General features: G+C 32.8%; 15 protein-coding genes. 12 read left to right on the top strand and 3 right to left on the bottom strand.

Translation table 11 applies throughout. The features are described from left to right. The 6 genes from ftsH to Q0857_RS13640 all read left to right on the top strand — a co-directional run bounded on the left by ftsH (position 1) and on the right by Q0857_RS13640 (position 5250). Positions 1–1965: an ATP-dependent zinc metalloprotease FtsH gene (gene ftsH / locus Q0857_RS13665; RefSeq protein ID WP_298536227.1), complete on the top strand. Its 1965-nt coding sequence runs from the start codon at positions 1–3 to the stop codon at positions 1963–1965. A gap of 122 nt (positions 1966–2087) precedes the next feature. Then, positions 2088–2696, top strand: coding sequence for an LUD domain-containing protein (locus Q0857_RS13660; RefSeq protein WP_298536225.1), 609 nt, complete (start codon positions 2088–2090; stop codon positions 2694–2696). 1 nt (position 2697) lies between these two features. Further along, positions 2698–3519, top strand: a complete 822-nt coding sequence (locus tag Q0857_RS13655) for a phosphatidate cytidylyltransferase (RefSeq protein WP_298536224.1) — start codon at positions 2698–2700, stop codon at positions 3517–3519. After that, positions 3509–4162, top strand: coding sequence for a phosphatidylserine decarboxylase family protein (locus Q0857_RS13650; protein ID WP_298536222.1), 654 nt, complete (start codon positions 3509–3511; stop codon positions 4160–4162). Before Q0857_RS13655 ends, Q0857_RS13650 begins: the two co-directional genes overlap by 11 nt. Continuing rightward, complete coding sequence (locus Q0857_RS13645; protein ID WP_298536220.1) at positions 4162–4428, top strand: acyl-CoA-binding protein; 267 nt, start codon at positions 4162–4164, stop codon at positions 4426–4428. The genes Q0857_RS13650 and Q0857_RS13645 overlap by 1 nt, the downstream gene beginning before the upstream one ends. A gap of 42 nt (positions 4429–4470) precedes the next feature. Next, positions 4471–5250, top strand: coding sequence for a carbohydrate-binding family 9-like protein (locus tag Q0857_RS13640; RefSeq protein ID WP_298536218.1), 780 nt, complete (start codon positions 4471–4473; stop codon positions 5248–5250). 55 nt (positions 5251–5305) lie between these two features. Here Q0857_RS13640 and Q0857_RS13635 read toward each other — a convergent pair whose 3' ends face one another. Further along, complete coding sequence (locus tag Q0857_RS13635) at positions 5306–7939, bottom strand: valine--tRNA ligase (protein WP_298536216.1); 2634 nt, start codon at positions 7937–7939, stop codon at positions 5306–5308. 308 nt (positions 7940–8247) lie between these two features. On the opposite strand from Q0857_RS13635, the gene Q0857_RS13630 reads away from it, so the two are divergent. Then, positions 8248–8664 (top strand): DUF1573 domain-containing protein, encoded by a 417-nt coding sequence (locus Q0857_RS13630; RefSeq protein ID WP_298536214.1) that lies wholly within the window; start codon positions 8248–8250, stop codon positions 8662–8664. A 74-nt stretch (positions 8665–8738) separates the two neighbouring features. Here Q0857_RS13630 and Q0857_RS13625 read toward each other — a convergent pair whose 3' ends face one another. Next, the gene (locus Q0857_RS13625; RefSeq protein WP_298536211.1) at positions 8739–10076 is read right to left on the bottom strand and encodes a pepsin/retropepsin-like aspartic protease family protein; all 1338 of its coding nucleotides are present in this window, start codon (positions 10074–10076) and stop codon (positions 8739–8741) included. A 124-nt stretch (positions 10077–10200) separates the two neighbouring features. Between Q0857_RS13625 and Q0857_RS13620 the strand changes: the two genes are divergently transcribed. The 4 genes from Q0857_RS13620 to Q0857_RS13605 all read left to right on the top strand — a co-directional run bounded on the left by Q0857_RS13620 (position 10201) and on the right by Q0857_RS13605 (position 13807). After that, positions 10201–11391, top strand: a complete 1191-nt coding sequence (locus tag Q0857_RS13620; RefSeq protein WP_298536209.1) for a pyridoxal phosphate-dependent aminotransferase — start codon at positions 10201–10203, stop codon at positions 11389–11391. Next, on the top strand, positions 11391–12404 hold the full coding sequence (gene murB, locus Q0857_RS13615; protein WP_298536207.1) for a UDP-N-acetylmuramate dehydrogenase: 1014 nt from the start codon (positions 11391–11393) through the stop codon (positions 12402–12404). Before Q0857_RS13620 ends, murB begins: the two co-directional genes overlap by 1 nt. Positions 12405–12473: 69 nt before the next feature. Continuing rightward, the gene (locus Q0857_RS13610; protein ID WP_298536205.1) at positions 12474–13004 is read left to right on the top strand and encodes a sigma-70 family RNA polymerase sigma factor; all 531 of its coding nucleotides are present in this window, start codon (positions 12474–12476) and stop codon (positions 13002–13004) included. Between the two features lie 11 nt (positions 13005–13015). Further along, positions 13016–13807, top strand: a complete 792-nt coding sequence (locus tag Q0857_RS13605; protein WP_298536203.1) for an anti-sigma factor — start codon at positions 13016–13018, stop codon at positions 13805–13807. Between the two features lie 74 nt (positions 13808–13881). Here the strand turns inward: Q0857_RS13605 and aqpZ are convergent, their stop codons facing one another. After that, positions 13882–14571 (bottom strand): aquaporin Z, encoded by a 690-nt coding sequence (gene aqpZ, locus Q0857_RS13600; protein WP_298536756.1) that lies wholly within the window; start codon positions 14569–14571, stop codon positions 13882–13884. 147 nt (positions 14572–14718) lie between these two features. On the opposite strand from aqpZ, the gene Q0857_RS13595 reads away from it, so the two are divergent. After that, on the top strand, positions 14719–14922 hold the full coding sequence (locus tag Q0857_RS13595) for a membrane or secreted protein (RefSeq protein WP_298536201.1): 204 nt from the start codon (positions 14719–14721) through the stop codon (positions 14920–14922). Positions 14923–14924: the final 2 nt, after the last annotated feature.

Here is a 14924-nt window from a genome sequence, read left to right as displayed (position 1 = left end):
ATGGCAAAAGAGAATAAAAAAATAAAGGATAAAAAACCTAAGTTTAGTCCATATTGGGTATACGGTATACTAATAGCTGTATTTTTAGGGTTTCAGTTATTTAGCAGCGGAAGTTATCAAGACGGTAACTTAACAACGCCTTCTGATTTTTTCAGATATTTAGAAGATGGTGATGTAGAACGTGTCGATATTGTAAAAAACACGCGTGTTGCAAAAGTATATTTAACCAAAGATGCTGAAGCTAAAGAGGTTCATAAGACTTCTAAACCTCAAACGTTTATACCCTCAGCTACCAAATTACCTAATTATAGATTTGAATTTGGTGACTTGCAGAATTTTGAAAATAAATTAAACGAGTCAACAAAAGATTTATCTGAAAAACCAGTTATCACGTTCGATACAGAAACCAATGATTGGGGTAACCTCCTAATGGGAATTTTACCATTTATACTTTTAATTGGGGTTTGGATATTTATTATGAGACGTATGTCTGGTGGTGCTGGTGGAGGTGCTGGCGGTCAGATTTTCAATATAGGAAAATCTAAGGCTAAATTATTTGATCAAAATACAGAAGTAAAGACTAGTTTTAAAGATGTTGCCGGATTAGAAGGCGCTAAAGAAGAAGTACAAGAAATTGTAGACTTTCTTAAGTTCCCAGAAAAATACACTTCTCTTGGAGGTAAAATACCTAAAGGGGCATTACTAGTAGGACCTCCTGGTACTGGTAAGACATTGTTAGCTAAAGCCGTTGCCGGTGAAGCCAAAGTACCTTTCTTTTCATTGTCTGGTTCAGATTTTGTTGAAATGTTTGTAGGTGTAGGAGCGTCTCGTGTTAGGGATTTATTTAAGCAAGCAAAGGAAAAATCACCCTCTATTATCTTCATTGATGAAATAGATGCTATTGGTCGTGCAAGAGGCAAAAATGCTATGTCTGGTAGTAACGATGAGCGCGAAAACACTTTAAATCAATTATTAACTGAAATGGATGGTTTTGGGACCAATACCAATGTTATTGTAATTGCAGCAACCAACAGAGCTGATATTTTGGATAAAGCATTAATGCGTGCAGGACGTTTTGATAGACAGATTTATGTGGATTTACCAGATGTTAGAGAACGTGAAGAGATATTTGAAGTTCACTTAAGACCTCTAAAAAAAGCCAAAGACTTGGATTTAGATTTCTTATCGAAACAAACACCAGGGTTTTCAGGTGCCGATATCGCAAATGTTTGTAATGAAGCTGCCCTTATTGCCGCCAGAAATGGCAAAAAATCAGTAGACAAACAAGATTTCCTTGATGCTGTTGATCGAATTATTGGAGGTCTTGAAAAGAAAAACAAAATTATAACGCCTAGCGAGAAAAAAGCAGTTGCTTTTCATGAAGCTGGTCACGCCACAGTCAGCTGGATGTTAGAACATGCTGCGCCCTTGGTAAAAGTAACAATTGTTCCAAGAGGACGATCTTTAGGTGCGGCTTGGTACTTACCCGAGGAACGCTTGATTGTTCGCCCAGAACAGATGTTAGACGAAATGTGTGCTGCTCTTGGTGGACGTGCTGCCGAAAAAGTAATATTTAATAAAATATCAACAGGAGCATTAAGTGATTTAGAAAAAGTGACCAAACAGGCTAGAGCCATGGTTACCATATATGGTTTGAGCGATAAGATTGGTAACCTAACTTATTATGATTCTGGACAAAGTGAATACGGTTTTACAAAACCTTATAGCGAACAAACAGCAGAACTGATAGATAAAGAAATATCAGACATTATTGAAGAGCAATATCAACGTGCAATAAAATTGTTAGAGGCAAATAAGGACAAGCTTACTGAACTAGCCGAAGTTTTATTAGAAAAAGAAGTTATTTTTAAAGATAACCTTGAAAAGATATTTGGAAAGCGCGCATTTGAAAAAGAAAAAGCTCTAAATGCCGCAGAAATATCAAAAAACGAAGAAGAGGAATAATTTGAAGCTTGATTGTTCTATCAAGGTTTAAAGTAAAAATCTTAAATTAAGCGCAAGGTTAATTTAAGATTTTTTATATTTGATAAAACTCGCATGATATAGTGTTAATAGCAAGAAACTAGATGAGTCTTTTTAGAAAAATTTTTGGTTCCAAATCTAAAGAATCTGAAGAGGAATTAAAATCTGATAATAGAGGCAGATATATGCCGGAAATAAAACTACCTATAGACGAGAGGTTTACTATAAACTTCAAGGCTAATGGTGGTAAATTCTTGTATTGCGAAAATTTGGATGAAGTCTTTCAAAATCTAGGGCATATTATTGATGAAAATGAATGGGTAGAAGAGCAAGTTTTATTATTGGATTCTGGTCTCGAAGATAAATTTAAAAGTTGTGACTTATTAACCACAAAAAAACTTAACCAAGCTACATTTTTCCTCACCACATGTGAAAATTTGATTGCTAATGATGGATCGTTATTAATTTCGTCGAAACAAATTTTTGAGAAGAAATTACCGGAGTTGCCATTAAACTTTATTGTTTTTGCCACAACAAGTCAAATTGTTGAAAATATTGGAGAAGGATTAAGGGGTATTAAATCCAAAAACAGACAAAGAATTCCAACTAATATTACAACCATAAAACATTTTAAATCAGGCGATGAAAAAGATTTTCTAAGTTATGGTAGTAGTGCAAAAAATCTCTACCTCCTACTTCTAGAAGATTTATAGAATGAAAGAAACCCTTGTCCGATCGCTATCTGGATTGCTCTATATATTATTATTAGTCGTTTGTTTATGTTTTGAGCAAGCTCTTATTGGGCTTTTTTTTATTTTTGGTTTAGTATGTATGGGAGAGTTCCTCAAACTTATTCAACTTAAAAATTATATCCCCTACTTTATCTTTATTGTTTTATTTGCGGTATTTGGTTATTGGCAAACTGTATTGAATACAGATGAAGGCCTTAACGAGGCCACCCAGATTCTTACTGTAATCTCCATATTTGTGAATTTATTCCTAATAAAAGATCTTTTTTCAGTAAAAACCATCCCACTTTTTGAAACTAAGCGCTTTTTGTTGACCACATTTTATTTATCTAGCGCATTTGTTTTTTTAATTTTAATAGCGAATTATTACGAAAATTATAACCCACAGATTTTATTAGGTGCTTTTATCTTGATTTGGGTTAACGACTCTTTTGCTTATTTAGTTGGGAAAAACTTTGGCAAACAAAAGCTATTTGAAATTATATCACCTAAAAAAACCGTCGAAGGTTTTCTTGGAGGCTTGTTCTTTTCATGCATAGCAAGTTATTTTATTGCTACCTTTACAGAAACACTAGGCTTTACTAGCTGGCTTATTCTAAGCATAATTATTAGTGTTTTTGGGACTTTAGGCGATTTAATAGAGTCTAAATTTAAAAGACAAGCCAATGTAAAAGATAGTGGAGTTATTATGCCTGGTCATGGTGGATTATTAGACCGCTTAGACAGTATAATATTTGCAGCACCGTTTATTTATTTATTTTTAAGAATTTTACATTATGTTTCATAAAGAAGGCCATAAAATTATTATTATAACCCTCATTTTTATTGTTGGATGCTTTTTATTAATTGATAGTTATGTAAACATAGCATGGTTAAGAACAGTAGGAATGATTGCTCTGCTTGTATTTTTAATCTTGATTCTTCAATTCTTTAGAAACCCTAAACGCCATACACATTTAAATGACAAACACGTTATCTCTCCTGTTGATGGAAAAGTTGTCGTAATTGAAGAAGTATTTGAAAAAGAATATTTTAAGGAAAAACGTTTACAAGTGAGTGTTTTTATGTCACCAATTAATGTTCATGTTACTCGTTATCCTATTGGAGGTCATGTTATATTTAGTAAATACCACCCAGGTAAATATTTAGTGGCATGGCACCCAAAAGCTAGTGAGGAAAATGAGCGTACCACAGTTGTAGTAGAAAACGAAAACTATGGTAAGGTTTTACACCGTCAAATTGCAGGAGCCCTAGCAAAACGGATTGTAAACTATGCAAAACTCAACGACAAAGCGGTCCAAGGTGGAGAATCGGGATTTATTAAGTTTGGTTCGAGAGTGGATTTATTCTTACCATTAGGCACAAATATAAAAGTGGAACTAAATCAAAAAGTTAGAGGGGGCGAAACTATTATTGCGGAAAAAAGTTAATGAAGAATTCTGATTTAGACATAGAATTCCAAGAAGCTGTTGAGCGTGTTAATGCGCATACTGAACCGTTTCCTGCAGATACTCTACTGAAACTTTATGCCTTTTATAAAAAAGCTACAAATGACTATGGACGACCTAAAAGCAAAAAACCTATCATTAATGCTTTTAAAACCAACGCCTTGTTTCAAGCAAAGGGACTTAGTGAGGATGACGCAAAACAATCCTATATTGATTTAGTAAATAATTATTTTTTATATAGAGAATAGTCATTTCATCTTATTCAATAGCCTTCGTGATATGTATATTTTATGATTCTTAAAATTGAAAAAACACTTATTTTAACAATAGTTTGTTTAGTAAGCATTACTAATAATTGGGGGCAAGAATACAAATTATCTCTTGATGAACGCCCTTTATACCGCGTAAAAAAAACTCATGAAGATATTGTCGTTGATGGCAAATTGAATGAAACCTCATGGGGACTTGCTGAGTCTAGAACCTTTAACCATCATTATTTCACTCAAGAACCTAATGATAAACAAAAGACTACTTTTCGAATATTATGGGATGATAAAACGATATATTTATTTTATTCTAGTAAGGATAAATATCTAACAGCCACAGAAAAAGAAAAAGACGGCACTCCCTTTTTAGATGATTGCGCAGAATTATTTTTAATTCCGATCCCAAATAGCTTAAATATGCATTTTTGTTTTGAAATCAATCTGTATGAAGCCAAAAACGACATTATTTTTATCAACAATTTTTATAATGGTAACGATGCGGTTGTTAAAGCATTTAACCCAGATTATCAAGTAAAAGTAATAACTCAAGGAACTATCAATGATAATTCTGATATTGACAAAGGCTGGACTATGGAAATAGCCATACCTATTGAAACCTTTAGAGGGTCAACAAGCTTCCACCCTGTTCAAACGGGAACTCAATGGGCATTTATGGCTTTAAGACAGGAACGCAACGAACTCAAACAGGGGAGACGCGTTATATCAAGCATCTTTCCTATTGAAGACATTAAAAAAGGGGTTCACCAACCAAATATGTTCGGACTACTTGAGTTTATTGACTAAAAATAGGAACATCTCTTTTCAGCAATGCAAAAATCGGGTAAAATTAAATAAAGTATTATCTTAAATTAGACAAACTAGTCTTTAATGTGTCTATTTTAGCTAAAGCATCGGCTTCCTTTTTCTTTTCGCTCGCGACGACTTGTTCTGGAGCATTATTTACGAAACGTTCGTTAGATAGTTTCTTTCGAACAGATTTTAAGAAACCTTCTGTATAGTTTAATTCTTCTGTTAGTTTAATCATTTCAGCTTCCACATCGATTGCGCCAACCATAGGAATAAAATACTCGTTAGATTTCACTCTAAAGGTTAATGCTCCTTCAATAGCCTCATTTACAATTTCTACACCTTCAAGGTTCCCTAATTTCGCGATAACTCCATCAAAGGTAGTATGCGTTTTTTCGTTATTAATTACTGAAAAACCAATAGCATCTTTAAATGCAATATTCTTTTGCTTCCTAATGTTTCTTATTCCTGAAATTACTTCCGAAGCAAATTCAAACTCGTTGATTATTTCTTTGTTTATTGTTTTTAACTCTGGCCATTTGGCAACAATTAAAGCCTCATCCGGGGTTCTCTTTGAAATATATTGCCAAATTTCTTCTGATAAAAATGGCATGAATGGATGCAATACTTTCAAATTATTTTCAAAAGCTTCAATAACCGAATTATAGGTTTTAGCATCAATTGGTTTTTGATACGCAGGTTTAATGATCTCCAGCATCCATGATGAAAAATCATCCATAATTAATTTATAAATTGCCATTAAAGCATCACTTAGTCTATACTTACTAAAATAATCTTCAATTTCAATCAAAGCTTTTTGAAACTTGGCTTCGTACCAATCTAACCCAACTTTTGAAGTTTCTGGTTGTGAAATTGTTTCATCAATTTCCCATCCTTGAATTAACCTAAAAGCATTCCAAATTTTGTTTCCAAAACCTTTTCCTTGTTGACAAAGGTCTTCGTCGAACATTAAATCATTCCCTGCAGCAGAGCTCAACAATAATCCAACACGAACACCATCTGCTCCATACGCCTCAATAAGTTTTAAAGCATCTGGCGAATTCCCTAATGATTTGCTCATTTTACGGCGTTGCTTATCGCGAACTAAGCCCGTTAAATATACGTTTTCAAAAGGTTTCTCATTTTTATACTCGTAACCCGCTATAATCATTCGGGCTACCCAAAAGAATAAAATATCCGGACCCGTAACTAGGTCATTGGTTGGGTAGTAATACTTTATTTCTTCATTTTCTGGATTTCGAATACCATCAAAAACGCTCATTGGCCATAACCAAGATGAAAACCATGTGTCTAAAGCATCTTTATCCTGAACTAAATCAGCTGTAGTAAGATTTTCATTTCCAGTAACAGTTTTTGCTTTTTCTAAAGCTTCCTCTACATTTTGAGCAACTACAAAATCTTCCTTTCCATCTCCATAATAATATGCAGGAATCTGTTGCCCCCACATAAGTTGTCTTGAAATATTCCAATCACGAATATTTTCCATCCAATGGCGGTACGTATTCTCAAACTTTTTAGGGAAGAGTTTTATATCCCGATCTTCTAAAACTGACTTAATAGCAGGTTTAACCAAATCTTCCATTTTCAGAAACCACTGATCGCTTAATCGAGGTTCAATAACAGCTTTTGTTCTTTCTGAAGTTCCTACTTTGTTAATATGAGTTTCAGTTTTAACCAAAACACCGTTTCCTTCAAGTTCATTTACTATGTCTTTTCTAACTACAAAACGATCTTTACCGGCATAATGAAGCCCGAAACTATTTAAAGATGCATCTTCATTAAAAATATCAATAACTTCTAATTTATGCTTATCTCCTAAATTCTTATCATTTTCATCATGAGCCGGCGTGACCTTTAAACAACCTGTACCAAATTCGACATCAACATATTCATCTTCTATAATCGGAATAACACGATTACAAATAGGCACAATGGCTTTCTTTCCACGTAAGTGAGAAAAGCGTTCATCATTTGGGTTGATGCAAATGGCTGTATCTCCAAAAATAGTTTCAGGACGCGTAGTCGCTATGGTTAATGTATCGCTACTTCCTTCAATTTTATACTGTAAATAATAAAGGTTTCCCTGACGTTCTTCATGAATAACTTCTTCATCAGAAAGAGTCGTTTTAGCTTCTGGATCCCAATTTACCATGCGATAGCCACGATAAATCAGACCTTTTTCGTATAAATCAATAAAAACCTGGATTACGGCTTCACTCATGTTATCATCCATAGTGAATTTGGTTCTATCCCAATCACAAGAACAACCCAGTTTTTTAAGTTGTTCTAGTATAACACCTCCATATTCTTCCGTCCAATCCCAGGCATGCTTTAAAAACTCCTCACGAGATAAATCATTTTTGTCAATTCCCTCTTCTTTTAACTTAGCAACAACCTTAGCCTCTGTTGCTATAGAAGCATGATCTGTACCAGGGACCCAACACGCATTCTTTCCTAATAAGCGCGCTCTTCTGATCAACACATCTTGAATCGTATTATTCAACATATGCCCCATATGTAAAACCCCCGTAACATTTGGCGGTGGAATTACGATAGTGTAAGGTTCTCTTTCGTCTGGTTCAGAATGAAAATAATCGTGTTTCATCCAGTAGTTATACCACTTGCTTTCTACCTGACTGGCATCATATTTAGATGGAATCTCCATGCTTTGGAATAGTTTTTGAATAATGATGTGCAAAAGTACTTATATTTATAGTTCTGTGAAACTAAAACACAACTTGATAGTATAGAACTTATATAGAATTTAACAGTTTTTAAACCAAGCAGTTTAGAAGCAATATGTACATTTGACATCTAAACGGTATGTTAACAAACGTGCATTACATCCAATTTTTTTGCAGATTGTAGAAAAAGTAAGTATGTTTGATTTAGAAAACAGAATGAATTGTATGAATTACCTTAACTATTAGGGTGTTAAAATGGTCTAAAAAATCTTAAAAAAATATATTTATTATGAAACAACTAATTACAATTTTATTTATCGGATTAATAAGTTTTTCTATTAATGCCCAGGCAAAGATTGAGTTTAAATCAGAAACCATTGATTATGGTACAATTGATAAGGGGTCTGATGGGGTAAGGGTATTTGAATTCACGAATACTGGCAACGAGCCCCTAATTATCTCAAAGGTATCATCAAGCTGTGGATGTACTATCCCTAAAAAACCGAAAGATCCTATTCTACCAGGAAAAACAGGGGAAATTGAGGTAAAATATGACACTAATAGAGTTAACCCTATTAGAAAAACAATTACCGTAATTTCGAATGCTGAAACTCCAACGGTGGCTTTAAAGATCAAAGGTTTAGTGGTTGACCCTAGCAAAGTAAACGTTATGGAAAAAACAGATAAAAGTGTTATGGATCAATAATCATATGAAATAGATTTCAAAAAAGGCTTAAACATTAATGTTCAAGCCTTTTTCTTTTAAAATATCTTTACTCATTAAAATAACTGCTTTAAAAAAAAGCTAAATGTCATAATTTGACCATCCCTATCCACTTTCAGTTTAATCCTTTTTCCGGCATCATCATAGAATCTTTGATTAATTTGTTGAAGAGAAAATTGTTTAGTGTCTTTTCCATTAATGCTAAGTATTAAATCACCTACTTTTAAACCAGCAATTTTAGCCGGTGATTTTTCACGTAACTCGACAATTACATATGCAGGCATTAATACATACCGATAATTATTTTTTATTCTTACTAAAGAACTACTTTGAGTTTTATCGTCAGAGGGAAACCCTCTTTCTCGGCTTTTACTATTATCAACAATTTTAATAAGCCTACTCCCGTCATGGGCTAGTTCAATTCCACTTTTATTATAGCCAAATGATTCATTAAAAAACTTATTCTTCTTTAGTGTTAATGTCCTTTGTTTGTAGTTAAAAATAATATTAAAGCGCTTTAAAATATTACCTGACAAACTTCCATTTCTATTTTCAATCCGTTGAGCAAAAACTATAGACTTTGACTCGGGAAAGGATACGTTAACATTTTTTAATTTAAAACGTTTCAAAGAAAATGACTGAACCTTAGATCGTTTTCCATAAACACTACCTGCAAGCCCATGCCCTAAAAAATCTTCAAAAAATTTACTACCTGATGTAACACCAATAGAACTATCTTCGAAAAGCCACAACGCATCACTACTTCCTGAATCAATTAACAATTTAACTGGTATATTTTTATTATTTATTTCAACGATACCTTTTATGTATGGTTTTTTATTATGAAATACCAACCCAAAATGCTCACAGCCTCTACAAGATTTGTACTCAAATTTTTCAGGTTCTGTTAAAATAATGATTTGTTGAGAATAGTTTATTTGAACAACTAAATCTTCAAATAAATCGAAACCAATAATTCCATGAACCGGAAAACCTAATTTGGGACTTAAATTTAAATTTATATTATAAACGGCATATAATTCTTGCTTAAGCTTTATAGCATCCCCAACTTTGAACACATTATTTCTTGATTTTAATGCTTCAATTGGATCTCCTTCACCTAAACCTCTTAAAAAAATAGATTCGGTATCTTTTATTTTTAATGTATCAGAAACATTCAAAAAATTAAAAATAATCGGTTTACTCACTCCTGTATCTAACAAAAACGATAGTGTTACTCCGTTTACCTCAACAGGGATAATAATCAAATTATTTATCAATTTAAATTTGATTTTATCTGATTGCTGTTTATTTTGAACAACGAATTTATTCTGGGAAAAAACAAAATAACTTATGCAAAAAAACAAAAAAAATAGAGCCGTGTATTTTTTCATACTGGAACGATACGTCATTCAACTTATCAAATTACAAATCTTTATGCAAGCTTCTTGATTTAAGAAGCTTTTTTAAAAAAACTTTAAGATAAATTCCTCAACTTTGCAACTAAACTTATAATTAATGCCTTCTATATCCAAAAAAGGACGTGTAATGCCTTCTTCCCCTATTAGAAAATTGGCCCCATATGCTGAGCAGGCTATTGAGAGAGGAAAAAGTATATACCATTTAAATATAGGGCAACCAGATATTAAAACTCCAGACGTTGCACTTAAAGCAGTCAAGGAAAATAATATTAATATTTTATCATATTCTAAATCTGAAGGTTCAGAAGCCTATAGGGTTAAACTAGCCAATTATTATAAAAATGCAAACATTAACGTATCTTATGAAGATATTATAGTCACCACAGGAGCTAGTGAAGCATTACTTTTTCTGTTTAGTAGCATTATGGATTCTGATGACGAAGTTATAATCCCTGAACCCTTTTATGCTAATTATAGTGCTTTCTCCATGGTATCAGGTATTAATGTTGTTCCGGTAATATCTAATATAGACAATAATTTTGCCCTACCCGCTTTTGAAGCTTTTGAAAAATTGATAACACCAAAAACAAAGGCTATTCTTATATGTAACCCTAATAATCCAACAGGGTATTTATATTCGAAAGAAGAAATAGAACAGCTTGCTAAATTGGCCATAAAACATGATTTATTCCTTGTAGCTGATGAGGTATATAGAGAATTTGTTTATGATGGCAATTCTCATTATTCAATCATGCAAGTTAATGGTATTGAAGAGCATGCTGTTATAATTGATTCTGTTTCTAAACGTTATAGTATGTGTGGTGCTCGTGTTGGTTGCCTAGTTTCTAAAAACACGGCATTAATCCAAACCATATTAAAATATGCGCAGGCAAGACTAAGTCCTCCTACCTATGCGCAAATAGCTAGTGAGGCTGCTCTAGAAACACCTCAAAGCTATTTTGATAATGTTATTGATGAGTACGTTGAGCGTAGAAACACCTTAGTTAATGAGCTAAAAAAGATAGAAGGTATAAAAGTTGCAATACCTCAAGGCGCTTTTTATTGTATGGTAGAGCTTCCTGTAAAAAACACAGATGTTTTTGCTCAATGGCTTTTAGAAAGTTTTGATTTAAATAACGAAACTATAATGGTAGCTCCTGCCGGCGGTTTTTATTCAACTCCGGGAGTAGGTTTAAACCAAATAAGGATTGCTTACGTACTTAATAAAGAAAGCTTGATTAAAGCCGTAAACATTTTAAAAGAAGCCCTAAAGATTTATAAGGACTAGTGCATATTCATCAAAATATTTCGTTAAAACCGTATAACACCTTTGGCATTGATGTTAAAGCCAAACATTTTGTTTCTGTTGAAAGTCTTAACGATTTAAAATCTGTTTTATCTTTAACCGAACACCCAAAAAAACTTATTCTTGGAGGAGGTAGCAACATACTTCTTACAAAAGACTTCGATGGTTTAGTTATTATTAATAAAATAAAGGGCATTGAAGTTATTTCAGAAGATGAAAACTTTGTTTTTGTTAAGAGTAATGCAGGTGAAAACTGGCATGACTTTGTACTTTGGTGCATCCATAATAATTTTGGTGGTATTGAAAATTTATCATTAATTCCTGGGAATGTTGGTACTGCACCTATTCAAAATATTGGAGCTTATGGTGTTGAATTAAAAGACGTTTTTGAATCTTGCGAAGCGATATCTATAGATTCCAAAAAACTACACAAATTCACAAAATCAGATTGTCAATTTGGGTATAGAAATTCTATTTTCAAACAGCATGCGAAAGGAAAATTCATCATCACCAATGTTACTTTTAAATTAACAAAAAGTAATCATAAATTAAACATTAATTATGGCACAATAGCTTCTGAACTTGAAAACAGAGGCATAAATGAGCCTTCTATAGCAGATATATCAGACGCAGTAATACGAATTCGAAATAGCAAATTACCCGATCCAAAAGAAATTGGTAATAGCGGTAGCTTCTTTAAAAACCCTGTTATCCCAAAGAAGCAGTTCAACGCATTAAGTAAAAACTTCAAAGATATACCAAGCTACCCTGTATCTGAGGAAAATGTTAAAGTTCCTGCTGGATGGCTTATTGAAAAATCTGGTTTTAAAGGAAAAACATTTGGCAATTACGGTGTTCATAAAAAGCAGGCTTTAGTGCTTGTAAACTATGGTGGTGCATGTGGTTCCGACATTGTAAATCTTTCCAAATTGATTCAAAAAACAATTAAACGTCTTTTTGGCATTACTATTGAAGCTGAAGTAAACATTATATAATCAAAAAGAAATTTCTAACTTTGAATTTAGTAATTCAAATTATCTAAACTAATTTAAGACACCATCGCATTGGTTACAGCAATAGAAAAGGAAATAGTAGGTTTACTTGAAAATAGCGATAAAAGAGCTATTAATTTGCTTTATGAGTATTATGCTGATTCTTTATATGGGGTCATTCAAAAAATAATTTCTGATGAAGACACCGCACAAGATGTACTTCAAGAAACCTTTGTTAAAATATGGCGCTATGCTAAAAAATATGATTCCAGTAAAGCAAAATTGTTTACTTGGCTCTATAGAATAGCGTATAACACTGCTATTGACAAAGTTAGATCACAAAAAAATAAAAGCAGCAATGAAGTCCAGATTGAGACAGCAGCCGTATATAAGATAACGTCCAACGAAATAAATCAGGATGTTCTTGATATTAAAAAACATCTAAAGTCTTTAGATGAAAAATATCAAATAGTTATTAATGCTCTCTTTTTTGAGGGTATGACGCAGCAAGAAGCTAGCGATGAATTAGATATCCCATTGGGAACAATAAAATCGAGATTAAAAATTGGGTTAAGAGAATTAAAAAAAATCTATAATCCTTAAATAACAAAGTCATGAATGAGAAAATAAATACTTTTTTAAGTTCTGGCCTATTAGAAAAATATCTTTTAGGTGATACCACCTCTGCCGAAACAGAAATGGTTGAATCTTACATTTCAAAATACCCAGACGTTCAAAATGCATACAATACATTGCAATTCAACCTAGAAGTTGTTGCAAAAAGTAATGCTATTGAAGCACCAAAGCACATCTTAAATAATATTTTAGATGAACTTGATGAAAAACCGGTTATTGCATTAAACAGTTCCAAAAAGACATACAAAAAATGGTATAAATATAGTGTTGCCGCTAGTGTTGCTGCATTAATTTTTGCCGGTACGTCTTATTCTTTTTACAATCAAAATCAAAAACTATCTGAAGAAAACCAAGTAGTTGTTGAAGAAATTTATGATTTAAGAAGTGATATTGATCAAAACAATAAGATGCTTGATAAAGTCATGAGACAGCTTTTAAAGCTTAATAATCCTGAGACTGAGAAGTATATTATTAAAGGAAATGAGAGAGCAAAAGATTTAAAAACCGTTGCTTATATTAATGCCAAAGAAAAAACATCAATGATTGATGTAGTCTCTTTACCTGAATTACCAGAAGAGCAATGTTACCAAATATGGGCCGAATTGCAAGGAAAAATGGTAAACCTAGGTGTTTTAGATAAAGCAGATAGAAAATTAAGAAATATTCCTTACATGGAAGATGCACTAGCATTAAGTATTACTATAGAACCTAAAGGCGGAAACAGTATTGCTTCTGTTGAAAACTCTGTAGCACAAATTAGTTTACAATAAAATCCATTGAACTAAAAAAGTGAAGCCTCGTTTATTAAATAAACGAGGCTTTTTTCGGTCTACTTTCAAATCAATTATTCTTTATCAAACAAAGTTTTATGAATAAAACCAGCAACAATAGCACCAGCTATTGGGGCTAACCAAAACAACCACAATTGACTTATAAATTCTCCTCCTGCAAATAGGGCCTGACTTGTTGATCTAGCTGGATTTACGGAAGTATTAGTTATTGGAATACTTATTAAATGGATTAAAGTCAACCCTAATCCAATAGCTATTGGAGCAAAACCCTTTGGAGCTCTTTCATTAGTACTACCTAATATAATTAATAAAAAAAACATGGTTAATAAGAACTCTGCGATTAACGCAGCCATCATTGAATATCCATCTGGGGACAAATCTGCATAACCATTTGCAGCAAACCCTCCAATTGTTACAAAATCAGATTTATTCGTAATAATTAAATACAAAGCTCCAGCCGCAACAAAAGCGCCAATTAATTGCGCCACAATGTAACCCAATAAATCTTTAGCTTCAAACTTACCACCCGCCCAAAGGCCGAATGAGACTGCGGGGTTAAAGTGTCCTCCTGAAATATGCCCAACAGCATAAGCCATTGTTAAAACAGTCAATCCAAAAGCTAAAGAAACACCTACAAAACCAATCCCTAAATCTGGGTAACCTGCTGCAAAAACAGCACTACCACAACCTCCAAAAACAAGCCAAAAAGTTCCAAAAAACTCTGCAAATAATTTTTTCATAATGTGAAATTTTTTAATTAGTTAGTATTTAAATGTACGAATAATTCATCAATAAGACCCAAAGGGCTCCAAAAGTCACGTTATTTTTGACTTATTTATTACTAAAACAATTATCTAAAATCATATCTTTGCATAAATAATAACATTTAAATGAAACTTCTTTTAATCACTATTATACTCTTAGGTATTGGCATTGCAGGTATTGCAATTAAAATTTGGGCTAAAAAAGATGGTGAATTTGCTGGCACATGTGCCAGTCAAAATCCTATGTTGAATACTGAAGGAGAGGCTTGCGGTTTTTGTGGTAAAACCCCAGACCAGTTTAGTGATTGCAATGAACCTCAACATTCTTAAAT

Origin of the sequence: uncultured Algibacter sp. (genome assembly GCF_947495925.1) — a bacterium.
Lineage (GTDB): Bacteria > Bacteroidota > Bacteroidia > Flavobacteriales > Flavobacteriaceae > Algibacter_E.
This window is presented reverse-complemented; position numbering and strand designations above follow the sequence as displayed.